We start from the raw sequence: 23,610 nt of genomic DNA, 5'->3' as shown, positions 1-23,610 counted from the left end.
TGATATAATAACTATTTGATTATTGCGACTCTCAGCATGCACGATAAATAGCCCTCAGTGCAAGAATATTTATATTTTTCTAGATAACTCCCCCTAAACGCTAGGGCGTTAAATAGTAAGCCGTTAATTCGCACACCATTTGTACATTAATCAACCTATCAAATTAATCATCTGGCTTTTATATAACTTTTTTTAATAAAAACCCCATACACTTATTGCAAATAACAATCACTCTCATTATCATTACCGAAATTTAGTGCTTAACGGCATTTACTTGGACACATTCGTTGATAATTTGGAGATTAACATGAAGTACTCACCGCTGTTTTTGGCAATATCTATGGCAACGCCAATAACTGCATTTGCTAATGGCAGCCCTTTAGAAGTTATTGAGGTTACAGGAAGTTATTTTAATGATTACAAGGTTGATGAAGCAAAAGGAGCCATGCGCACTGATGTTTCATTACTTGAAACCGCACAGTCAGTTACCGTAATTTCAAGTACTATTGTTGAAGAACAATTAGCAACCACTTTAGGTGAAGTACTTACCAATGACGCCAGCCTTTCTGCAGGCTCAAAGCAACGTAACCGAGAAGTATTTAACTTGCGCGGTTTTGAACTAAGCTCTTCAAATGGTTATTTACGCGATGGCCACCAACATTGGTCGCACTACCAACAACCGATAGAAACTTTAGAAGCGGTCGAAGTGATTAAAGGCCCTTCAAGTATTTTATACGGTCAATCTGGTCCCGGTGGCTTAGTAAATATGGTCACTAAAAAGCCAACAGCTAACACCTTATTTACTATCGGTGCAGATACCGACCAAGAAGGTTCAACCCGTTTTACCTTAGATGCAGGCGGCGCACTAAACGATGACGAATCGCTTCGTTATCGTGGCATTTTAGTCAAGCAAGATGTTACTTATCAACGTGAATATCAAAACGGCGATCAACGTGAACGTGATCGTTTCTTAGGTGCACTTGTTGTTGATTATGATGTTTCAGACGATTTAGCATTGAGTGTGCACTATGACTACACTAACGACAAAGCCGGATTAGACACTGGTGGTTGGTTAAATGAAGACGGCGATTTAATTGGCGATCGTAAAACTATTCGTGATATGTCTTGGGCATTTACCGATATTGATGTTGAAAACTACGGCGCTGATATTAATTATAATATAAGTGATGCCTGGCAAGTAACGCTTGGCTACAACAAGCAAACCTTTGAACGCCAACGTTTTGAATCTGCGCCAAAAAATGGCAGTACTTTTAATGTTGAAGGCGATAGCTATACCTCAAACCCTTATGATCGCTTTGATGACTGGCAATTTACTACGGCCTTTGTCGACTTTGTTGGCGAGTTTGAATTTGCAGGTGTTAGTCATCAGCTTTTAATCGGTGCTAACTCGCTAGATTATTCTTATGATCAAGTTAAAGCTAATGGCACAGCCATTACTTATGCAGCAGGACAAGCCGAGCCACCAAAGCCAGATATTAGTTATAAAAACCCAGACAGAACTTCTCATAGCGAATACGACTACTACGGTATTTATGTACAAGATTTAGTTACTTTTAACGACACTTGGCAGGTTTCATTTGGTGGTCGTTACGACAAACAAAACAAAGAAGGTGCTGATAATGAATCTTTCTTGCCTAAGTTTGGTGTGCTGTATCACCCTTCTGAACAAGCCACTATTTACTACAGCTACACCGAAGGTTTTGAACCGCAAAGTAGCGAAAAATTAGATAACGATACTGATATCAACCATGGTATGAAACTAGAAGCTATGGAATCTAAGCAAAGCGAAATCGGCGTAAAATGGCAACTTGTTGACGACAGACTTCTGCTAAGTGGCGCTATTTTTGATATCAGCAAAATGGGTAAGTTAATTCAAGAAGATCTGATTGATTCTGCATTTGAAACTCGCACAACGCAAGCAGGCGAGCAACGCCATAAAGGTTTTGAATTGGGCGCTCAAGGTGCCATTAATGACAAACTATTTATTATGTCATCGTTGATCAATATCGACGCTGAATATGAACGCGACGCATTATATCAAGGCAATACACCGGTTGATGTGCCTGAATGGTCTGCTGCTTTATGGTCACGCTACGAGTTAACTGAAAAGCTTGCCTTTAATGCTGGTGCATTTTACGAAGGTTCTCGCTTTGCAGACAATCAAAACACCATTAAAAAAGACAGTTACACCCGCATTGATGTCGGAGCAACTTATCAAATGGATATTAAAGAGCATGAACTCCACCTGCGCTTTAACATTAATAATTTGCTAGACAAAAAATACTTAATTGGCGGCGGAACCACGAGTGTAACAGCAGCTGATGGCATTAGCTTTCGTTTAGCGGCTCAGTTGGCATTCTAGTGAAAATTTAGTAAATAACTCATGTTAAGGCGACACACTTTACGTAGGTCGCCTTTTATGGTTTTTACCTATTTATTCCCTTTTTAAAAATATTTCAATCGCATTTAAATAACATTAATAAAGAAAGTAAGTCTTAATGAAGCCTTCTAAAAAAACCTTAAATCTTGCCCGGCTTATTCACGTTTATGTGTCTATGGCGTTATTGACCTTGTTACTGTTTTTTTCAGTTACAGGCATCACATTAAATCACCCTGAATGGTTTAGTAGTTATAAAGCGAAGGTAGTAGAAAGCGAACTAACGATCAATACCATTGCCGAGCTTGCGCTTAACGATGACAAAGTAACAACTAAACAACAGCAATTTATTACTCATGAAGTTGAGCAAGCTTTTGGAGTTGCCTTAACAGAAATAAAACCCGAACTCATGTCAGGTGAATTATTTTATAGCATTAAACAGGCAGGAAAAAGCACCAGCATTGCCGTTGAACTTGAAACCGGTGACGCTTTTTATGAACAAACCCATTACGGCTGGTGGGCTGTGCTTAACGATTTACATAAAGGCCGAAACACCAGTAATTTTTGGGGCTGGATTATCGATCTTTCCAGCGTACTTTTTATTGTTTTTGCCATCACGGGCTTTATTTTAGCCATGCCACAAAAACGTTTTCATCGCACTTTAATGGTTAGTGTTAGCAGCACATTACTGGCCATTTTGAGTATTATTTACTTTGCTTAAAAGGACTTTATACACCTTATGAATAATTTTATATCAAACCATGCCAATAGCATCAGCAAAATAGTCTTACTGGTATTTTTTAGCCTGTTATTTATTTTGCCAGCATCAGCACAAGCCAATGAAAACCGCCCCGCTAATTTGGAAATAAAATTAACGCTAAAGCAGCAACAAGGTGAATACCACCCTCCTTATGTTGCCGCTTGGTTAGAAAACACCAAAAGAAAGCCGGTTAGAACGCTCATACTATGGCGAAAAGAGCCTAAATGGCTGAAAGATATTCGCCGTTGGTGGCGCAACGTAGGCCGAAAAGATGCCAAGCTCGTTGATGCAATAACCTCAGCAACACATGCTGCAGGAACATTTCCATTGTCGTTTAAAGCCACTAACGATCAACAACAAGCCCTGCCTGCAGGAGATTACACACTTTATATTGAAGTAGTACGAGAGAAAGGCGGCCGAGTATTGCTTAAGCAGGCTTTTACACTCGACAACAAAGCACAGCATTTCACCCTCAATGAAACCGCCGAAACTGGCAACATTACTTTTACTGTTACACCTTAGGAGCTCAAATGAACTTAACAAAATCACTATTATTTTTCTTGGCTGTTGCCATTAGTAGCCAAGCTAGCGCGCATTCACGTTGGTTATTACCAAGTCACTTTACGCTTTCGTCAGAGCAAGGCGAGTGGATCGCCATTGACGCTTCTGCTTCAAACGAAGTATTTAATGTTGATAAAGCATTGAGTATCGATAACATGAGTATTGTTATGCCGTCAGGTAAAAGTACTCGCCCTTCTTCAAGCTACAAAGCCCATAGAAAATCAGTAGCTGACTATTTTATTAAAGATAGCGGTACTTACAAAATAACCAATAATGCCAGTGCGAGTTACTTCTCCAGTTATAAGGTTGCTGATAAACGCAAACGTGCCCGTGCCAATAAAGCAGAATTGAAAGCCATGATCCCGGCTAATGCCACTGGTTTACAAACCACTTACGGACTAACACGTGTAGAAACTTACATTACGATGAATAACCCTACTGAAAACTACCCGAGCGACGGCCAGTTTCTGGAGCTATTACCAAAAACACATCCGGCAGAAATTGTAGAGCATGAGCCAGCTACTTTTGCTTTTACTTATCATGGCAAAGTGCAAGCCGGTGTTGAAGTTGAAATTGCACCAGACGGTGCGCGTTACCGCAACGCCCCTAACGTATTAAAATTAACCACTGACAAAAATGGTGAAATTACGTTTACCCCAGCACAAGCCGGTCGTTATTTATTGATTGCTGAATATGAGCAAGACGCTAAAAACAAAACCTTAGCAGATAAAGAACAAGGTGGCGTATTCCTAACTTTTGAAGCGCAACTGCAATAGCAAGAATGTGATAACTAGCCACTTACGTTAAACAAGTGAGCTAGCGTAAGTTTGAGTTAAAACTTGCTTTTAGGCTACCTTAATTTGTAGCCTTTTTTATTTCATTTAATACCCTTTATTTGGAGTATTAAAAATATTACCTGCCTAAGTAACTCATTATTTAAAACAATTAAACTTATCTGTAAAAATCGAGTCTACTGGTTTCTGTCATGCTAATTTAATAGTAAACGGATTAAATATTTTATCCTCATTCAATGAAGGCAATAATTCGAGTTTAAGGCGTGTGATTGATTCTTACATAAATATTGTAAGCTAGCGTAATGCATGAGCATATTGGCGAGTAATAACGAAGTGATACGATTGAACACAGTGCAAAAATTAAATTGATAGCGCATTCAAAGATGATCAATAAATTAGTCTGCTTAGTATAACTTACGTTAATATAGCGACAAGAAAAATTGAACCACCAATTACTGGAGCACCTTTTGCTTAATAAACTAACACTTTTATCTGCATCAATTATTACTTTTGGGCTTATGTCTTTAACATTGAGCACAGAGGTTAACGCCACTGGCACTAATAACACTGAATCGACACAAATTAGCGATAGTGCAAAAAGTACCGCTGACTATGCTGTAGCAACCTATCAGCAAGCGATGGTCGATAGCCTACGTGAGCTAGTAAAACATAATACCGTTGCTGAAGATGGCGTTTCGGTTGATGATAATCCCGCGCATGTTGCTTTTAAAGCCGAGCTTAAAAAACAAGCACAAGCACTTGGGTTAGATTACCTCGATGAAGGTTATGTAGTAGTAATTGGCTTAGGTGCGCAAAAAGAGCGTGTTGGCATAATTACACACGGCGACGTACAACCCGTTAATGCTGCAAAATGGACCAAGTCGCCCTTTGAGCTTGATACCACCACCGAGCCAGGACGATTAATTGGCCGTGGCACAGAAGACGATAAAGGTCCTATTTCTACCGCGCTATATGCAATGAAAGCGATAAAAGATAAAAATATAACGCTTAATAAGCGTATTGAGCTTTATGTTTATATGGCAGAAGAGTCTGATTGGGAGCCACTTAAAGCTTATATAAAAACCCATGATTTACCACAAACCAATATCACTATTGACGCTGAATACCCCGTAGTAACAGCTGAGAAAGGTTACGGCACAGTAAAGTTAGTGTTTAACAAGCAAGAAATACCAACCATATCGCCGTATATTAGTGCATTTAGTGGTGGTTTTTTCGGTAGCCAAATTCCTGAAGATGCTAGCGTAACTATTGAAAATGCTAATATCGTTGTGCTGCAACGACTGATGCGTAAAGCTCGCAGTTATCAAGGTGTAAGTTTTGATCTTGAATTAAAAGACAGCACGTTAACCATAAATGCCTTAGGGAAATCAGCTCACTCTTCAAAACCTGACGAAGGGGTAAATGCGATACCTTACTTAGCCGATTTATTATCAAACACTCGCTGGGAAAATAACGGCCCAGGCACTTTAGTTAACTTTATTAATGATAATATTGGCTTAGGTTTAGAAGGTAAAAAATTCGGCAATATCGCTTATCACGATGATTTTATGGGCCCTATGACTTTTTCACCTACGGTAATAAAACAGCACGATGAAAACATTGAATTAAACATTAACCTGCGTCGCCCGCAAGGTAAAAGTAAACAAGCGTTAACGACAGAAATTCATCAAGCCGTGCAAAATTGGAATAACAAATTTGATGCAAACGTAAAAGAGTTAGAACACTATATTGGCGACCCTTTTGTACAAAAAGATGCTCCCCATATTGATACGTTATTAGCTGTATTTAGTCATTTTACAGGTATTAAAGATGCCAAGCCAATTGCTATTGGCGGAGGCACAAACTCACGTTTATTTCCTAACGCAGTTAGCTTCGGCCCTTCAATGCCCAATAACAAATACACCGGCCATTCAGAGCACGAGTTTATTACCATGGAGCAATTTATTTTAAACTTAAAAATGTACACTGCGGTATTGGTTGAGTTGGCAAAATAAACGTTAAGCTCAGGTTAGCAACTTATCTTATTTTGTAATATAAGTTGCTAACTATCTATTTCATCTCACTGTGTTAAATATGCTTCTTTTTTAATAATAACTATTTTAGTATCAAAACCCATTCAGCATAAATACAGCATTAGTGACAATCACACGACTTTTTATGCTGTTGGCATAGACGATAATTCCAAAAATGCGCACCTGAAATTAACGTAGCCCCCAATAAGGTAAGTGCTTTTTCAGCATTTTCACCCAAGCCTAACGCCCCACTAGCAACAGCAGTTAACATAAACGCCAAGCCGATAAAACCAAGTACCAAAACTTGCACTTTACGATGTTTTTTACAGCCAAGCGTTAAGGCAAAAACACTGATCGGCAAAACCCCAATAGCCAACCACATATGCAGTAATTCAGGCTCTATTAATAAACCTGCCAGCGAAGGTACAAAAACCATTAACATTGGCGTAGCAAAACAATGAATAGCACATAAAACTGACAAACTTATAGCAATTTTATCCGCTGGCTGTTGAACTTGGATCATTCAAGGTGTCCTTATTTAGGTGGTAAATGGGTTACAAATAAAGTCTTTATTATTTGTATTTTTAATCTTTAAGCTAAATTCAAACCAAGCCCATAAAAGTTATGATACAACATATCACTTTTGACTTATAAAAACTACTTTGACATCATTTTTTGTGTTTAAAAAAATGTTACGCGCACACCTATTTTTCTTTGCCTTTAATATTGCTTCAGTTGTTGCCTAAGATATTGAGTGGAAAAAACTCTGACTATAATCACGAATTACATTTAACTTTACCAATAATATTTCCACATTATTAGCACTCTAATCTTTGGATATGGTGAACAATCCTAATGCACACTTTTGCCACAGAAAGGACTTAATTTAGGCGTAAACTTATCAGAATAAATAACCTGCTTAGATACGATTGCGGACATTAGCCTTGGCTTATCAAGCGATAAGTGAACCGACAAATAATACTTAAGTGAATTCAAAATATCTGACGCTAATGAGGTAAACAACATTGCTGGCATTTCAACGAACCTGACCCCACAGGTTTTAATGCACAATATCTAAGGCGGAGCAATAAATAGTCGGTTAGCAACTTTTACCATGTTCTATGTGATAAGAAATCACAACTGAGTTAGTAGCTCTATTAATAAATAGCTCAGCAGCTTTAATGCCTTTCTCTTCACTATTTTGATGCACAGTAGTTATTGCTGGAGTTGAGCGTAAAGCTTCATCAATGCCGTCAAAGCCAACCACTCTAATATCTTCAGGTATCTTAAGACCCATTGCATGAATTTCTTTAACTGCCGCCAAGGCAATAATATCACTCATGCAAAGTAAAACATCAGGACGAGGGGTTGATGTTAGTGCTTCTCTAGCCGCAATTAATGCAAAATGATGATTACTTTTAGGAAGGTTCCAAACACGATCCGACCTTAAATTAACATTCGAATCTTTAAGTGCTTGTCTGTAACCATTTAAACGCTGATGAGAGATAGAACACAAGGCATTACTAGTCGTAGGTAATTCATATACACGACACGTTAGATCTGATTCTAGTAGCCTTAAGCCTAAAATGGCAATTTCATCATCAGTTGATTTAATGGCTAGTTTTGCAATCTCATAAGCCGCTTTTTCATTGTCTATTCCAACAGAGGCATTACGGTCTATATCAAAATCGGCAGTGACGACTTTTTTCGAAGTTACTCTTAGCTGTTCTATTAATTCTGGATTTCTAGGTGAGCCGTAACAAATAAAGCCATCAACAAAATCAGCAACAGTATTAATATTATCTGATATACCTGAAAACAAAAGTAAGTTGACTTTATTTTTCTCTAAAACCGACGAAACCCCTTTCACAAAGTCACTTGCTACCGAGTCTGTTACCATATATTCAAGGCTGTCTGGCAGCACCAAAGCCACAATATTCGACTGACCTTTTCTTAACGATTGGGCTGCTTTATTTGGACCTGTATAGCCTAGTTTTTTGCACGACTCAAGAATATCAATGCGTTTATTTTTGGATAGTTGGTCAGGTCTATTGAATGCATTTGAAACGGTGGCATTTGATACCCCCAGTTCTTTAGCAACACTTTTAAGCGTCCAAACTTTCTTGTCAGTCATGTTTACCTTTTACCGTTATTTTAATAAAAAACCAGCAACTATAGAGTTGCTGATTATTATACTACTGATTTTACGATATAAAAAACGCTGTATTAATATCTATTTAGTATTATATGTAATACATCATTACTTACGACAAGTTCAACAGGTTATTTAAACAGATAGTACGGGAGCTATTATCTTCATTTATTTCAATATGTGCGATACTTTCTACTAAATCAACCTTTAGCGTGATGCTCTGCTGCTCGTATTTCCACGACATTTTTAATTTAGGTTTTTCACTGACAATCGAAAACTCACCATTAAAAGCTGCACAATCATTACGTAATCTAATAAGTTCGATCATTGCTTTGGTAAACGGTTTCTTTAGCGCTGCTTCAATATCGGCACTATCAAGGTACGGACGATTAATATCCCTACCCACATTCGATTTAGATAATAATTCCATGGCATTTTTCTCCGCCAACAAACCTGCGTAATATACCTGCGGGGTTCCTGGTGCAAAAAACTGAATAGCTCGGGCAACTAAATAGTCAAAATCACTTTGGCCAAGTGCATCGTAATAAGTACAATTTACTTGATATAAATCGACATTACTCGCGGCGGCTCCTGTTGCTTTTTGGCTTTCACCAGCACTGTTAACATGAATAGTTTCCACGAGATTGTCAATTTCATCATTATTGAGTAAGCCAGGTTTTCCATTCATAGGGCCCACATCAATGATACCAATACCATCATGTGTATCTAACACTGTAATACAATTTTTGGGCGAAATATTTAACCATTTTGTTAGTGCGGTAAAGTCTTTAGTAAAAATGCTATGTAACACTAAAGGCGGTAAAGCAAAGTCATAAACTCGGTCAACACGTTGTGCAATTTCAATTTGAGTTTGATAATAAGAGTGAATTTCTACCAGTGTTTCAATGCCTAAATCATTTGCTGCCTTACTTAGCTCATCAATGAACTGAAAAGTTTCATCTAGCATAAAGCAACTGGTTCCTGCTTTTTTAAGCGCATAACCTGCCGCATCTAAGCGGATCATTTTAATATTATTTTCAGAAAATGTTTTTAAAATACGAATTAAATATTCTTTACCTTTCTCTGATGTAATATCTATATCTATTTGATTATCAGTAAACGTTGTCCAAAAGTCGGCACTTTCATTATTAGGTAACGCAAAGTTGGTAAAGCAACTGCCTGGTCTAGGGCGGTATATTTTGTCAGCATCACTTTTACTTAAGCCATTAGGGAACACTTTATCTTTTGTTAAAAACAGATCCCAATATGGAGATTCTTTACCATACTGCAATACACTTTGAAATTCTTTAGACTTAGCCGACATATGATTTACGATAAGGTCGGCCATTAATTCATGTCCTTCACCTAATACTTTTATATCGTCCCAATTGCCTAATCGGCTGTCAACTTGGGTGTGATCTATCGGGTCGAAACCTGCGTCACTACCGTCAATAGGGTAATAAAATGGTAATAAATGAATACCAGAGAATAAATCTGCCAGTTGATCATTTAGAATATTGTTTAATGTTTTAGTATCTGAACCGGTTAACCTATCAATGTAGGTGATTAGCTGAACATTATTTTTCATAACTTTACCATTTAATTTCAAGTTGCATCTTAATCGATTAAGGCTTATGTTTATATACTATGCAACTTTAATCAAGAATAATTTTTACTTTTTAAGTTGTTAAGACGATAAGAATTGAATACGCATTGAATAAGGTGTTAATTTTTTGGCTATTATTTTGCTAAAAGCCCTTTATATTTTTGGCTCTGTTAGATTAAAAACCATCAACAATAAAAATCAATCGTATTGCATAGTAAAATATACACACTACAAAGCGTTAACTGTATTGTTAATTTTTGTTTAGAGTGTAGTTAGGGGAATTATAATTATGACAACAAAATTAAATACGGAGCCATTATCTTTTAAAGAAAAGGTAGGGTATGGCATGGGGGATATGGCTTCAAACTTCTATATGGGGTTCTTTGCGCTGTTCCTGCTTTATTATTACACGGATGTGTACGGTATTTCTGCTGCTGCGGCAGCAACTATGTTATTGGTGACAAAAGTAATTGATGCCATTAGTGATCCTGCTATGGGCTTACTTGCAGATCGCACAACCACTAAGTGGGGCAAGTACCGCCCTTACTTGCTTTGGATGGCAGTTCCTTATGCATTACTTGGTTACCTTTTATTCTTAGGGCCTGAATTCGGTGACACTGGTAAATTAATTTTTGCATACGTATCTTATTCATTAGTCATGCTTGCTTATACCGCGATTAATGTTCCTTATTCAGGGCTCATGGCAGTTATTCATCCTGAATCAGGCGAGCGGACTAAAGCAGCACAATTTAGATTTATTTTTGCCTCATTAGGCTCACTAGTGGTTGGAGCTTCCGCTAAGCCTTTAGTTGAGTTTTTAGGTGGTGGCGATGAACTACTTGGTTTTCGCTTAACTATCATTTTATTTGCAGTGCTTTCCGTTGCTGTTTTTTGGTATACCTTTGCAGTCACCAGAGAGAGAGTAATGCCTAAAAAGCATGAGGCTAGTATCAAGGATGATCTGTCGGCCTTACTGAAGAACAAGTCTTGGTTGATACTGGTTGGCACTGGGGTTTTTGTTGTTGTTGGCTTGGTTGCACGGTTTGCATCAATCGCTTATTACACAAAATACTATATGAATGACGATGGAAGTAATGTGTTTTTGTGGATGGATCAAACCACATTTATTATTTCATGTGGTTTACTAGGCCAGCTATTTGGTGCGCTGATTACCCCTATGCTTGTCGTACGCTTTGAGAAACATAAATTAATGTTTGTTACTAACTTTTCCCATGCAATATTATTATTTTTCGGCTTTACTATCTCCCCAGATAATGTCGCACTTACGACTATAGTTCACACCCTAGGGATTATTACCTTTGGTATTGCAATCACCTTGCTATTCACCATGTATACCGATTGTGTAGAGTATGGAGAGTGGAAAACAGGTAACAATAGTGCAGGTTTAACGGTGTCAGCTTCTATGTTCTCATTGAAGTTTGGCTCTGCTGTAGGTGGTGCATTACCGGGTTTTATTCTTGCTGCATTTGGCTTTGTTGCTAATCAAACTCAAACATCTGAATCAATTGAAGGTATTCGTTACATGTTTAATATATTGCCCGCGGTATTCTTTTTGTTGGGAGCCGTGTTGATACTTTTCTATAAAATTGACCGTACTCAATTAACACAAATTGAATGTGATTTAGCTGAGCGTCGTAGCTAAGCTAGCAAGGTTATATAATATAAAGGGCATAAGTGAAAATTTACTTATGCCCTTTATTCGTTAACAGCTTAAGTAATCAATAAGCTGGTATAGGAGAAGAACTTTATAGGGATAAGCTCCCCAGGCAAATACTGAGTTAAGACGTATAACTATTCAAAATTTATCTACAGCTAATATATTAACAATAGCTGCTAGTTGCTCTATCTAAAAATAATCATAATTATCAATAAATAATAGAAATAAATAAATAAAATTTAAAAAGTGCTTGCAAAGTAATCACATTTTAAATAATAATCAACTTAATCGATTAAGTTGATTACAGTATCAAACATAACTATTTTAATAATTAAAAACATACTATAAAAGCAACATGGGGTGACCAAATGCAACAGTTCGCATATAAAAAATTACTATTGAGCACATTAACTTTAGCTATATGCTCAAGCTTAAGTGCCGCAGAAATAACCGATGAAGCCGCAGTAGAAAAAAAGGGCTTAGATTTTGAACGCATAGTTATAACGGGTGCTGCAGGTAAAGGCTCTACTGTTATGGCATCAAGTGTCTCAGTAAGTAGCTTGTCTGCTGATCAAATTGAAGTAACAACACCGAGAAGCTCAGCCGAAGCTTTTAGATCAATCCCTGGTATTCGCTCTGAATCGTCTGGTGGTGAAGGTAACGCAAATATTGCTGTTCGTGGTCTTCCTGTGGCAGCTGGTGGCGCAAAATTCTTACAATTACAAGAAGATGGATTACCCATTCTACAATTTGGTGATATAGCTTTTGGTAATGCCGATATTTTCCTTAGACTCGATAGCACAATGTCATCAATCGAATCAATTCGTGGTGGTTCGGCTTCTACTCTCGCCACAAATGCTCCGGGCGGCATCATTAATATCATCAGTAAAACAGGTGAGTCGGATTCTGGCAGCATAGCGACAACCATTGGTTTAGATTACGATCATACCCGTACAGATTTTGAGTTTGGCGGCGAGCTAAACGACAGCATGTATTTCCATCTGGGTGGTTTTTATCGTCAAGGTGAAGGACCAAGAGAAGCGGGTTATACCGGTAATAAAGGCGGACAAATTAAAGCCAACATTACCAAAGAATTTGATAAAGGTTACGTGAGACTTTATTACAAGCACTTGGATGATAAAACCATTGCTTACCTACCCATGCCAGCCAGTTCAAATGGCAAGTCAGTGGGTAATTTCGACCCTTCATCAGATACGCCTCATTCAGCATATTTCACCTCAATATTAAGCACTGACGGTGATGGTAACCTTCGCCGTGCAGACATACGTGATGGTATGAACCCAACAGTTGACTCTGTTGGTTTAGAGGCTGTATTTGACTTAGGTAATGACTGGTCGATTGAAAACAGATTTAGAACGTCAAGCACGAAAGGTAGTTTTACCTCGCCATTTCCAGAAAGCATTCAAGATAGTCAAACGCTTGCTGATAGCTTAGCGGGTTCAGGTGCTCAATTGACTTATGCTAATGGGCCTCAACAAGGTAATGTTTATACTGGCGCTAACTTAATGCGCATTCATACTTTTGATGTTGAAATGAGCAACTTAGATTTTATGGTTAATGACTTAAAAATCTTAAAAACTATTGGTGATACCAACATCACTTTTGGTTATTACAAGTCATTACAAAATATCGAGCAATCATGGCTTTGGAATTCTTATTTATCAGAAGTGAAAGGCGACAACGCAGCACTTGTTAATGTTGCAGCGGCTGACGGTACAAGCTTTTCTGATAGTGGTTTAATTGCTTATGGTGTTCCAGCGTGGGGCAACTGCTGTACACGTAACTACGACCTTCAATATGATGTAACAGCCCCTTATATTGCCATTAACTCAGTTTTTGGTGATTTTACTATCGATGCAAGTGTTCGTCATGACAGCGGTGAAGCCACAGGTACATATGCTGGTGCAGTGCAATCTGAAATAGACATGAACAGAGATGGCGAGATATCAGTGCCTGAAATGAGCGTATCTTCAGTAAATAATAGTGCACCTTCTATTGTTAATTACGATTGGAGCTACACATCTTACTCAATTGGTGCTAACTACATTGTAAATGACGATTTAGCTGTTTTTGGCCGACTAAGCCATGGCGGTACCGCTAATGCTGACCGTTTAGCTTTTGGTAAAATTGCCGCTGATGGCTCAGTAGCCGATGAAGATGCTGTTGATGAAGTTGATCAGTTCGAAGCCGGCATTAAGTTTCGCCAAGATAAACTATCAGTATTTGCGACGGCTTTCTTTGCTGAAACACAAGAACAAAATTTTGAAGCAACAAGCCAAAAATTCTTTGACCGTGTATATGAATCATATGGTCTTGAGTTAGAAAGTGCTTACTACATCGGTAATTTTGACATTCGCGGTAACGTTACTTGGACTGATGCAGAAATTACCAAAGATGGCGTAAATGCAGCCTCAGTGGGAAATACACCAAGAAGACAAGCTGACTTTGTTTATTCACTAACTACGCGCTATAACTTTGAACAAGGCTCTGCGGGTCTTAGTTTAATAGGTACCTCAGAAGCTTATGCGCAAGATGGTGGTGATCAAAGTGCAGATGACATCCTTAAATTTGATGGCTACACGCAAGTAAATGCCTTCGCTCAATATTACCTTTCAGACACGTTTAGCATTGCTTTAAATGTTAATAACCTGTTTGACACTACAGGTATAACAGAAGCTGAAGAAGGTAACATTCCTGCGAATGATATTATCAGAGCAAGAACGATTAACGGCAGAACAAGTAGTATTACGCTTAAATACGACTTTTAATTTGTCATTAACAACGTAAGTAACAGTACAGTATGAACAAGCCCATTTTATATGGGCTTTTTTTCAAGGTGAATCTATGTTTTCTTTACTCAGTTATGGCGAAGTGTTGGTCGATTTTCTGCCAACGTCAGTCAATGACCCAAGTTATATTCCGTTAGCTGGAGGCGCGCCTGCCAATGTCGCAGTAGCCTATGCTAAGTTAGGTGGAACAGGATACTTTGCTGGAGGTATTAGCGAAGACAATTTTGGTAACATGCTCATGCAATCGCTAGAAAATGAAGGCGTTAATACCGATTTCGTTAAAAGAATAGAAGGCGCAAATACCGCATTAGTATTAGTTAGCTTAGACTCTCGTGGTGAGAGAACATTTAATTTCTATCGACATAATACTGCCGACATGCAATATGGCATATCTCAAGTTAATAAAATTAACTGGCAAAACATTGGTTTTTTTCATTTTTGTTCAAACACATTAACTAGCCAGCCAATGTATAGTGATACACTTTACGCGATAAGAAATGCTAAGAGAAATAACGTATTAATTAGCTTTGATGTAAATTTACGTCAACAGCTTTGGCATGACTTATCCCTATTGATGTCCCGAGTTGAAGCATGTATCGAAGCGAGCGATATAGTCAAATTGAGTAAAGACGAAGCCGAATACTTAGCAGAAATAAAGCAGGTTGATGTCAATTTTTATGTACAACAATTACTATTACTTGGCGCTAAACTTATTGTCATCACTGATGGTCCAAACCCTGTTCAAGTAACTTGCGCTAGTTTTTCAATAATGCTTACAGTACCTAAAATATCTCCCGTTGATACTACTGGAGCCGGTGATAGCTTTATTTCAGGATTTCTATTTTCACTCGCCAAATCTCTGGGAGAACATGAAAATATAAATTCATTATATGAAATTATTGAGCAACGTGAACACGTTTCTTCTGCGGTGTTATTTGGTGCTAACTGTGGTGCTTTTACCTGTCAGAAAAAAGGGGCCTTCACGGCATTACCACACTTAACTGATATCTAATATTCGACATAACTTATTGATACTTACCTAGGATCGACATGCAATCTAGAGAAAATCTTAATAGTTGGCAACAATTAACCAAACATGCGCAACTAATGAAAAATCAACAAATGAAGGACTTATTCGCCAAAGATAGCCAGCGATTTAGTAAATTTTCAATAAAACTGCCCTCTATACTATTAGATTATTCTAAAAATGCGATCACAGAAGAAACTATTACGCTATTAACCGATCTAGCCAAAGAGTGTGAAGTAGAAAAATGGCGTGAAAAAATGTTCAGCGGTGAACGTATCAACAAAACTGAAGATCGTGCTGTTTTGCATACAGCATTAAGGGATCATTCTAAAAGACCACTTTGGGTAGATGGCAAAAATATTTCAGAAGACATCGAAAAAACACTAGAACAAGTTAAAAAGTTTAGTGAAGATATTCGTCAAGGTTTATGGCGAGGATATTCGGGTAAGCGTATCACCGATATAGTAAATATTGGCGTTGGTGGTTCTAATTTGGGACCTCAAATGGTGACGGAGGCATTAAAAAGGTTTAGTGATAACTGCGTTAACGTCCATTATGTGTCGAATGTTGATGGTACTCAAATAGCTGAAGTACTACGGCCATTAAATCCAGAAAAAGTGCTATTTATTGTGCCGAGTAAAACATTTACTACGACAGAGACCATGCTAAACGCTAAAACAGCGATAAAGTGGCTAACGGCGTCTTCATTTGATCATTCCGTAATTGAAAAACATTTTATCGCCATTACTGCCAATAAAGAAAACGCTATGAAATATGGCATATCTGCAGCAAATGTCTTTGATATGTGGGATTGGGTCGGCGGACGATTTTCATTATGGTCTACTATCGGCCTACCTATTGCTATCAATCTTGGTTTTGATAATTTCAAAGCGCTATTAGATGGTGCTTATGAAATAGATTGCCATTTTTGTAATACACCAATAGAAAAGAATATTCCGGTAATATTAGCGTTACTCAGCCTATGGAATTACACTTTTTAGGTGCGCAATCCCAAGCTATTTTACCTTACGATCAATCCTTACACATGCTATCTGCTTATCTGCAACAAGCTGAGATGGAAAGTAATGGTAAATCGGTTAATTGGGATGGTGAAGCGATCACTTATCCAACCGTTCCTTCAATATGGGGAGAATTAGGTATTAATGGTCAACATGCTTTTTATCAATATTTACATCAAAGTAATAATATTGTTCCGGCCGACTTTATTGGTTCTGTAGAAAGTGTCACGCCTATTAAAGGGCACCATGAAGCCCTCATGTCTAATTTTTTCGCGTAAACTCAAGCTTTAATGCAAGCAACAAGTTAGGGGCGATTTAATAGTAAAAGGACGCACACCTAGCTACATAGATAAAGTCGCACCACATAAAGTTCACAAAGGTAACAGGCCAACCAATACTTTATTAATGAATAAAATTTCGCCATTTACCCTTGGTAGTTTAATTGCTATTTACGAACATACAATATTTGTTCAAGGCATTATTTTGCAAATATGCTCTTTTGACCAATGGGGAGTAGAACTGGGTAAAGGTTTAGCCAGTAGAATTGAAAAAGAGCTTCATAATAACTCTATTGCCTCCAGTCACGATAGCTCTACCTATAATCTTATGATGCATTATGAAGAAGTAAAAAATCGCACCAAATAGAAAAATATCTAGGTTCTGTTGATCTTTCGCGGTTAAATTTTGTTAGAGATTAAAGCGTTTTAATTGCGGCGGATAGTATGCAGCCTAGTCACTCTAAGCAAATACTACTCAGCAAAGAGTAAAACGTTTTTAGCCGAATCCTTCGAACAGCTTTTGTTGGCAATTTTTACAGCGTTATCCGCTATTGGCTATCAGCTGACCTAAAATAAAACCAACAGCTAAAGTCATAAATGCGAACAAAGTGATTCTATTTAGAAGTGGCAAACCTAATATTACATAATGCCCACTGTAAATATTATTAGGTGGCAGAGTTGAATGATAATGACAGGTACTTATAATGCAATTGGTTGGCACAACTAATGTAATTGTCCATATTGAGCATGCATATAGCTGCAACTTCAGCTAATATGCCCGATATCGTGTCTGATAAAAGATACTAAAAGTTATGAGGAAGTAAACGTGATTGAGAAATTATTACAAAACGCTGAGGCAAAATGTAAGGCTGCTGGTGGTCGATTCACAGATAAGCGCAGCGATATTCTCGAAAACTTGATTCGCGCAGAACATCCACTTTCTGCTTACGACTTAGTTGAATTATATAATCAAAATAGCGAGCAAAAAATTCAGCCAATGTCGGTATATCGTATTCTTGATTTTTTCATTGAAATGCAACTAGTTCATAAGCTGCCTACATTGAATAAATACATTGTTTGCTCGCACCTTGCCTGTAAACATAATCATAAAGATCAATATTTTGTTGTTTGTAAAAGCTGTGGTGACGCCCAAGAAATAGGTATGAACCCTGCTTTAACAAAAGAGCTTAATGAGTCCGTTTCTTCGGTAGGCTTTCAGCTAATTGACGCGCAATTTGAGCTTTTGGGTATTTGTAACAGCTGTGCAAATAAAGTGGGTAATTAAGGTATTAAAAACAATAACCAGTATAAAATCGTCATCCGTGTTTATAGGTTAATTTATAGCTGCTGATGACGAAAATTCATTCATAAAAGCAAGTGCTGATTAGCTCATTTGCTTTAGCACTATTTTTATCGCCATGCGAGTTTCGTCTATACTGGCGACTAGCTCAGTCACAACAATTTCATCGGCAGTCATTAAATGCCAAGAGTCAGCCCACTGTGCTTTCAACTTTATTGCTTTATCAGCTACCTCAGGGGTAATTAAGGCACTCAAATCGGCAACTAAGCCAACTTTAACCCAACCTTTCCTTGGGTTGCCATGAATTAAATCATTGTCATAATGCGCCGATAAAATAATATGCTCTAATTCACCCAAGTGTGACAATACTTCAAATGCCGCGGTTCGAATATTATTATTTTCCTCGCTCACTTCCATACGCCAAGCATTATAGCTAAAGCCAAATAAGGCGAAAACCACACTGAATAGGCTCATCACGTAATACATTTTTAATCTTTCTTTTAGGTTTTTCAATTTCATACCTTTTTACCATTAATAGAAACTTTCTGAATGAATAAGCGGAGTAAACAAAAAGCGTTTTAAAGTGATTAATTTATTATTTCCATTGGTATTAATGCGAGTAAACGATATTATTTCACAAAATCATTTTAATATTATCATTATGAAAAAAGTTTGTATTGTTACTGGTGGCAGCTCAGGTATTGGTTTAAGCATTGTTAAGTTGTTTTTAGACAATAATTACCAAGTATTTAACTTAGATATTACCGCATCGAGTATTGGAAGCTTTTGTTATTGTGATATTACTGACGTTACTCAAGTTAATGACATAATTAGCAATATTGCAAAAGAGCATGCTATTGATGTATTAGTTTCTAACGCCGGCATACATTTTTCAGGCGCAATAGAAAACACCAGTGAAGCTGATTTAGAGCGCGTATTTAATATAAATGTAAAAGGTGCCTACGCAGCGATTAAAGCAGTATTGCCGGCCATGAAAGCACAACAGAATGGCGCGATAATATTAATGTCGTCAGATCAAGCACTCATCGCTAAACATAACTCTTTTGCTTACAACTTAAGTAAAGCCGCTTTAGCCTCAATGGCAAAAACTACCGCGCTCGATTACGCACAATTTAATATTCGTGCTAATGCTGTGTGTCCCGGAACAATTGAAACGCCACTTTATCATCAAGCTATTAATCGTTATTGTGAAAAATCAGGTGCCAATAAAGCTGAAGTACATGCAGAAGAAGCAGCTTTACAACCTTTAGGACGACTTGGAAAAGCAGAAGAAGTGGCTGAATTAGTACACTTTTTAGCGTCTGATAAAGCTAAATTTATTACTGGTAGTTTACAAGTGATTGACGGCGGTTATACCGCGCAGTAGCGCTGTGCAGATAAATTAAAAATGAAAATAATTGATCCTCATTTACATTTGTTTGATCTAAGCCAAGGTGAGTATTCATGGCTTAAGCCAGAGTGCCCGCCGTTTTGGCCTGATAAATCACTGGTCGCAAAAAATTTTTCAGAGCACGATTTAAGGCTCAACGAGTCGTTAAAACTTACCGGCTTTGTGCATATTGAGGCGGGTTTTAATAATCAGCAACCTTGGCGTGAAATAGCGTGGTTAGAAAACACCTGTAAACTGCCCTTTCGTAGCGTAGCCATGCTCGATATCACCTTACCTAACGTAGAGTTTTTATCGCAACTCAACAAACTAAGCAGCTATAAAAGTGTGGTGGGTATTCGCTATATTTTAGATGAAAATGCTTTAGCCATTCTTAGTCATAAAAATTGCGCTACCAACTTGGTCACTTTAGCATCTTACAAACTCAGTTTTGACTTACAAATGCCGTTATCAAACAATGCAGCGGTTGATAAATTACTCGCGGTATTAACGCTAGCGTCTGAATTAAAGGTTTGTATTAATCATGCTGGTTGGCCTCCGCTTTATTCCTTAAAAGATAACGAAAAAAGTAACGAAAAAGACAATATACAAACTCAACAGTGGTTACAAAACTTAAAAAGGTTGGCCAGCTTAGATAATATTTATATAAAATGCTCTGGTTTTGAAATGATCGAGAAAAATTATTCAATAAGCTGGGCACATAACATTATTCATCAATGCATTAACACTTTCGGTATTTCTCGCGTAATGTTAGCAAGTAATTTCCCGCTAAATTTATTTCAGACTAGTTATCAAAACACTTGGCTTTCCTACCTTAGCTTAACGAAAAATAGCTTGAGCAATATAACTAATATAAGTAATATAAGTAATACCGAGTCTGCTGATACAAGTTTTTTATATAATAACGAACAATTTACACAATTATGTTTTAGTAATGCTCAACGTTTTTATCAATTTTAAATTTTTATTATATTGATAAAATATAACTCGCAATAATCCCACCTTTATCGCAAAATAATTCCACATAAACTAACAATTAGGTAAAACCATTTCGTTTTAACGCTTATGGATGCATTTGACAAAAAAATACTCAATATACTACAACATGATTGCACCGCCTCGGTTAGTGACGTGGCGAATAAAGTTGGCCTATCAACAACGCCCTGTTGGCGTCGCATACAAGCGATGGAAAAATCCGGCATTATTAAAGGCCGCGTTGCATTGGCTGATCCTGAGCAACTCAATGTGGGATTAACGGTTTTTGTTACCATAAAAACTAACCAGCACAACCCTAACTGGCTAAGCGAATTTAGAAAAGTGGCGATAGATTTTCCAGAGATTTTAGAGTTTTATCGCATGAGCGGTGAGGTCGACTATCTACTGCGTGTTGTAGTGCCAGACATGAAAGCCTATGACAGTTTTTATCAACGCTTGATCACACGCGCAAGTTTTGCTGATATTAGCTCAAGCTTTGCGATGGAAGAAATTAAATATACCACCGCCCTACCGATTGATTATATTTAAGTACTAAGTCTCACGCTTTATAAGTACCAGATAGCGCTAAAAATAAGGTAATATCAATGTCTTAATTTTTTATACTGACATTTTATTTGACATTTTGTGTTGACATAATGTTGTTATCTAAGGAGATCATCTATGTTGAGTTGGGTATTAGCTTTATTCATTAGCATATTCTCGTTCGCTGCCCATTCCTCCCAAGATCGGGTCAAATTCCCAAATGTAGAAAAAAATGTACCGTACGCAAAAGTTGCCTCATTAGCATTTAGCGCTGCAGATGAAAAAATTTCTTATGGTGAAAACGCAGAGCAATACGCTTTGCTTTGGCGTGCTAAAAAAACTCAAAACACTCAACAGAGCCCACTGGTTATCTTGATCCATGGTGGTTGTTGGTTAAGCGCTTATGATATTCAACATACCTACGCTTTAAGCACAGGTTTAGCACAAGCAGGTTTTAATGTTTGGTCGTTAGAATATCGTCGTAGTGGTGTTACTGGCGGCGGCTGGCCCGTTACTTTTGATGATGTGAAAGCCGGAATTTTAGCGTCAAGTCGTTACAATAATGGCGAATATAAACTCGCTAACTCAGTATTAGTCGGCCATTCAGCAGGAGGCCATTTGGCACTACTTGCCGGTGCTGAAATCAGTCAACTTAAAGGGGTGATTGGGTTAGCGGCCATTACCAATATCGAAGCCTATGCTAAAGGTGAAAATAGCTGTCAAACTGTCACCAAAGATTTTATGCAAGGTATGCCAGCAGACAAACCAAGTGAATATATAAAAGCCAACCCAAGCAAACAAACATTACATGCCAATAGCGTTCTTCTACAAGGTAGTGCTGACCCTATCGTGCCGGCCTTTGAATTAGAAAAACTTAATAGAACTATCGTCCTGTTAGAGGGCGTTGGGCATTTTGATTGGATTCACCCTGGTTCAATGGCATTTAGCACCTTAATTAAAAATTTACATGGAATAGATTAATGAATTTCGATGATATTAGTGCTTTAGACAAAGCTGACCCACTGGCTAAAAAGCGACTTGAATTTGACTTGCCAACTAACACGGTTTACTTAGATGGTAATTCATTAGGCGCCCTGCCCACTGCGGTAAAGTCACGCATCGCTGACGTGGTTAGTAAGCAATGGGGCAATCATCTAATTAGAAGTTGGAATGATCACCACTGGATTGATCTTCCCACTAACGTTGGTGATAAAATCGCCCCTATTGTTGGCGCAGAACTGGGACAAGTGATTTGTTGCGACTCTATTTCAGTTAACTTGTTTAAGCTGTTAAGTAGCGCCTTGTCACTTAACTCAGCGCGAAGCATTGTATTGTCGACACAGGATAATTTCCCTACCGATTTATACATGGTGCAGGGCTTAAGTGAACTATTAGGGCCAGACTTATGTCAGCTTCAGTTGGTGGCAGAAGAACAAATTGAGCAAAGCCTCAACGAAGACGTAGCTGTATTGCTATTAACGCAAGTTAACTTTAGAACTGGCCAATTGTTAAATATGGAAAAGTTAACCCAACTTGCCCATAAACAAGGTATTTTAGTCATTTGGGATTTAGCACACAGCGCAGGAGCTCTGCCGGTAGAACTTGACAAATGCAAGGTAGATTTTGCTGTTGGTTGTGGTTATAAGTATCTCAATGGCGGCCCAGGGGCGCCAGCTTTTTTATATGTCGCCAAACGACACCATGCCTTAGTTAAGCAGCCATTATCAGGCTGGATGGGGCATGCTAAACCGTTTACTTTTGACCCTGAATATAAATCAGCGAGCAATATTAATCAGTTTCTATCAGGCACGCCTTGCGTGATCTCTATGAGCGCATTAGACGCGGCGCTTGATGTTTGGCAAGACGTCGATATATTAGAGATTAGACAAAAATCTATCGCGTTATGTGATGTATTTATTCGTACCGTACAAATGCATGATTGCCTGCATGAATTAAAGTTGTGCTCACCAAGCGCAGCAAACCAACGAGGTAGTCAACTCGCTTTCTCGCACGATAATGCTTTTGCAATTTGCCAAGCCCTGATCGAAAAAGGTGTTATAGCCGACTTTCGTGCGCCAAATATATTACGCTTTGGTTTTACGCCGCTTTATACCTCATTTGAAGATATATGGCAGGCAGTAACCATCTTGGTTGATGTGGTGACGAGTGAGCTATATAAAGAGCCTCGTTTTAATCTCGCTTTAAAAGTGACTTAATCTACAACCACTCAAGTACAATTAGTACAAGAGTGGGTTTTATCTGACGTTA

18 protein-coding genes and 1 pseudogene are annotated in these 23,610 nt (G+C 37.9%); 15 read left to right on the top strand and 4 right to left on the bottom strand.

The window, feature by feature from the left end; translation table 11 throughout:
• The first annotated feature begins 307 nt into the window (after positions 1–307).
• From B6A32_RS05860 to B6A32_RS05840, 5 genes are all read left to right on the top strand, one after another.
• Positions 308–2,383 (top strand): TonB-dependent siderophore receptor, encoded by a 2,076-nt coding sequence (locus B6A32_RS05860; RefSeq protein ID WP_085301921.1) that lies wholly within the window; start codon positions 308–310, stop codon positions 2,381–2,383.
• 136 nt (positions 2,384–2,519) lie between these two features.
• A complete protein-coding gene (locus B6A32_RS05855) occupies positions 2,520–3,119 on the top strand; it encodes a PepSY-associated TM helix domain-containing protein (protein WP_085301919.1) in 600 nt (199 codons plus the stop codon).
• 18 nt (positions 3,120–3,137) lie between these two features.
• On the top strand, positions 3,138–3,680 hold the full coding sequence (locus tag B6A32_RS05850; protein ID WP_085301917.1) for a DUF2271 domain-containing protein: 543 nt from the start codon (positions 3,138–3,140) through the stop codon (positions 3,678–3,680).
• A gap of 8 nt (positions 3,681–3,688) precedes the next feature.
• Complete coding sequence (locus B6A32_RS05845; protein ID WP_085301915.1) at positions 3,689–4,495, top strand: DUF4198 domain-containing protein; 807 nt, start codon at positions 3,689–3,691, stop codon at positions 4,493–4,495.
• Positions 4,496–5,031: 536 nt separating this feature from the next.
• A complete protein-coding gene (locus B6A32_RS05840) occupies positions 5,032–6,528 on the top strand; it encodes a dipeptidase (protein ID WP_085302372.1) in 1,497 nt (498 codons plus the stop codon).
• Positions 6,529–6,667: 139 nt separating this feature from the next.
• Here B6A32_RS05840 and B6A32_RS05835 read toward each other — a convergent pair whose 3' ends face one another.
• From B6A32_RS05835 to gtfA, 3 genes are all read right to left on the bottom strand, one after another.
• Positions 6,668–7,069: a MerC domain-containing protein gene (locus B6A32_RS05835; RefSeq protein ID WP_085301913.1), complete on the bottom strand. Its 402-nt coding sequence runs from the start codon at positions 7,067–7,069 to the stop codon at positions 6,668–6,670.
• Positions 7,070–7,645: 576 nt separating this feature from the next.
• Positions 7,646–8,680 (bottom strand): LacI family DNA-binding transcriptional regulator, encoded by a 1,035-nt coding sequence (locus B6A32_RS05830; RefSeq protein WP_085301911.1) that lies wholly within the window; start codon positions 8,678–8,680, stop codon positions 7,646–7,648.
• Positions 8,681–8,810: 130 nt separating this feature from the next.
• On the bottom strand, positions 8,811–10,286 hold the full coding sequence (gene gtfA, locus B6A32_RS05825) for a sucrose phosphorylase (RefSeq protein ID WP_085301909.1): 1,476 nt from the start codon (positions 10,284–10,286) through the stop codon (positions 8,811–8,813).
• Positions 10,287–10,593: 307 nt separating this feature from the next.
• On the opposite strand from gtfA, the gene B6A32_RS05820 reads away from it, so the two are divergent.
• The 5 genes and pseudogenes from B6A32_RS05820 to B6A32_RS05800 all read left to right on the top strand — a co-directional run bounded on the left by B6A32_RS05820 (position 10,594) and on the right by B6A32_RS05800 (position 18,401).
• Complete coding sequence (locus B6A32_RS05820) at positions 10,594–11,967, top strand: MFS transporter (protein WP_101685912.1); 1,374 nt, start codon at positions 10,594–10,596, stop codon at positions 11,965–11,967.
• A 383-nt stretch (positions 11,968–12,350) separates the two neighbouring features.
• The gene (locus B6A32_RS05815) at positions 12,351–14,771 is read left to right on the top strand and encodes a TonB-dependent receptor domain-containing protein (RefSeq protein WP_085301905.1); all 2,421 of its coding nucleotides are present in this window, start codon (positions 12,351–12,353) and stop codon (positions 14,769–14,771) included.
• Between the two features lie 76 nt (positions 14,772–14,847).
• Positions 14,848–15,804 (top strand): carbohydrate kinase family protein, encoded by a 957-nt coding sequence (locus B6A32_RS05810; protein ID WP_085301904.1) that lies wholly within the window; start codon positions 14,848–14,850, stop codon positions 15,802–15,804.
• Between the two features lie 38 nt (positions 15,805–15,842).
• Positions 15,843–17,483 (top strand): annotated as a pseudogene (gene pgi, locus B6A32_RS05805) (glucose-6-phosphate isomerase).
• 459 nt (positions 17,484–17,942) lie between these two features.
• Positions 17,943–18,401, top strand: a complete 459-nt coding sequence (locus B6A32_RS05800; RefSeq protein ID WP_158088457.1) for a Fur family transcriptional regulator — start codon at positions 17,943–17,945, stop codon at positions 18,399–18,401.
• A 99-nt stretch (positions 18,402–18,500) separates the two neighbouring features.
• Here B6A32_RS05800 and B6A32_RS05795 read toward each other — a convergent pair whose 3' ends face one another.
• Positions 18,501–18,935, bottom strand: coding sequence for a hypothetical protein (locus tag B6A32_RS05795; protein ID WP_233131332.1), 435 nt, complete (start codon positions 18,933–18,935; stop codon positions 18,501–18,503).
• A 142-nt stretch (positions 18,936–19,077) separates the two neighbouring features.
• Between B6A32_RS05795 and B6A32_RS05790 the strand changes: the two genes are divergently transcribed.
• The 5 genes from B6A32_RS05790 (at position 19,078) to kynU (ending at position 23,558) form a co-directional block, all read left to right on the top strand.
• Positions 19,078–19,803 carry an SDR family NAD(P)-dependent oxidoreductase gene (locus tag B6A32_RS05790; protein ID WP_085302369.1) on the top strand — a complete coding sequence of 242 codons (726 nt, stop codon included), beginning with the start codon at positions 19,078–19,080 and terminating at the stop codon, positions 19,801–19,803.
• 21 nt (positions 19,804–19,824) lie between these two features.
• Positions 19,825–20,784 carry an amidohydrolase family protein gene (locus tag B6A32_RS05785; RefSeq protein WP_085301902.1) on the top strand — a complete coding sequence of 320 codons (960 nt, stop codon included), beginning with the start codon at positions 19,825–19,827 and terminating at the stop codon, positions 20,782–20,784.
• Positions 20,785–20,889: 105 nt separating this feature from the next.
• A complete protein-coding gene (locus tag B6A32_RS05780; RefSeq protein ID WP_085301901.1) occupies positions 20,890–21,348 on the top strand; it encodes an Lrp/AsnC family transcriptional regulator in 459 nt (152 codons plus the stop codon).
• Between the two features lie 132 nt (positions 21,349–21,480).
• The gene (locus B6A32_RS05775; RefSeq protein ID WP_085301900.1) at positions 21,481–22,323 is read left to right on the top strand and encodes an alpha/beta hydrolase family protein; all 843 of its coding nucleotides are present in this window, start codon (positions 21,481–21,483) and stop codon (positions 22,321–22,323) included.
• Positions 22,323–23,558 carry a kynureninase gene (gene kynU / locus B6A32_RS05770; RefSeq protein WP_085301899.1) on the top strand — a complete coding sequence of 412 codons (1,236 nt, stop codon included), beginning with the start codon at positions 22,323–22,325 and terminating at the stop codon, positions 23,556–23,558. Before B6A32_RS05775 ends, kynU begins: the two co-directional genes overlap by 1 nt.
• The last annotated feature ends 52 nt before the right edge of the window (positions 23,559–23,610 follow it).

This window comes from Colwellia polaris (assembly GCF_002104515.1).
GTDB classification, from domain to species: Bacteria; Pseudomonadota; Gammaproteobacteria; order Enterobacterales; family Alteromonadaceae; genus Cognaticolwellia; species Cognaticolwellia polaris.
This window is presented reverse-complemented; position numbering and strand designations above follow the sequence as displayed.

What these genes read in the sequence shown, in the direction of transcription:
- B6A32_RS05860 (WP_085301921.1), top strand. Translation starts at nt 308, where the DNA reads ATGAAGTACTCACCGCTGTTTTTGGCAATATCTATGGCAACGCCAATA.
- B6A32_RS05855 (WP_085301919.1), top strand. Translation starts at nt 2,520, where the DNA reads ATGAAGCCTTCTAAAAAAACCTTAAATCTTGCCCGGCTTATTCACGTT.
- B6A32_RS05850 (WP_085301917.1), top strand. Translation starts at nt 3,138, where the DNA reads ATGAATAATTTTATATCAAACCATGCCAATAGCATCAGCAAAATAGTC.
- B6A32_RS05845 (WP_085301915.1), top strand. Translation starts at nt 3,689, where the DNA reads ATGAACTTAACAAAATCACTATTATTTTTCTTGGCTGTTGCCATTAGT.
- B6A32_RS05840 (WP_085302372.1), top strand. Translation starts at nt 5,032, where the DNA reads ATGTCTTTAACATTGAGCACAGAGGTTAACGCCACTGGCACTAATAAC.
- B6A32_RS05835 (WP_085301913.1), bottom strand. Translation starts at nt 7,069, where the DNA reads ATGATCCAAGTTCAACAGCCAGCGGATAAAATTGCTATAAGTTTGTCA.
- B6A32_RS05830 (WP_085301911.1), bottom strand. Translation starts at nt 8,680, where the DNA reads ATGACTGACAAGAAAGTTTGGACGCTTAAAAGTGTTGCTAAAGAACTG.
- gtfA (WP_085301909.1), bottom strand. Translation starts at nt 10,286, where the DNA reads ATGAAAAATAATGTTCAGCTAATCACCTACATTGATAGGTTAACCGGT.
- B6A32_RS05820 (WP_101685912.1), top strand. Translation starts at nt 10,594, where the DNA reads ATGACAACAAAATTAAATACGGAGCCATTATCTTTTAAAGAAAAGGTA.
- B6A32_RS05815 (WP_085301905.1), top strand. Translation starts at nt 12,351, where the DNA reads ATGCAACAGTTCGCATATAAAAAATTACTATTGAGCACATTAACTTTA.
- B6A32_RS05810 (WP_085301904.1), top strand. Translation starts at nt 14,848, where the DNA reads ATGTTTTCTTTACTCAGTTATGGCGAAGTGTTGGTCGATTTTCTGCCA.
- B6A32_RS05795 (WP_233131332.1), bottom strand. Translation starts at nt 18,935, where the DNA reads ATGAAATTGAAAAACCTAAAAGAAAGATTAAAAATGTATTACGTGATG.
- B6A32_RS05790 (WP_085302369.1), top strand. Translation starts at nt 19,078, where the DNA reads ATGAAAAAAGTTTGTATTGTTACTGGTGGCAGCTCAGGTATTGGTTTA.
- B6A32_RS05785 (WP_085301902.1), top strand. Translation starts at nt 19,825, where the DNA reads ATGAAAATAATTGATCCTCATTTACATTTGTTTGATCTAAGCCAAGGT.
- B6A32_RS05780 (WP_085301901.1), top strand. Translation starts at nt 20,890, where the DNA reads ATGGATGCATTTGACAAAAAAATACTCAATATACTACAACATGATTGC.
- B6A32_RS05775 (WP_085301900.1), top strand. Translation starts at nt 21,481, where the DNA reads ATGTTGAGTTGGGTATTAGCTTTATTCATTAGCATATTCTCGTTCGCT.
- kynU (WP_085301899.1), top strand. Translation starts at nt 22,323, where the DNA reads ATGAATTTCGATGATATTAGTGCTTTAGACAAAGCTGACCCACTGGCT.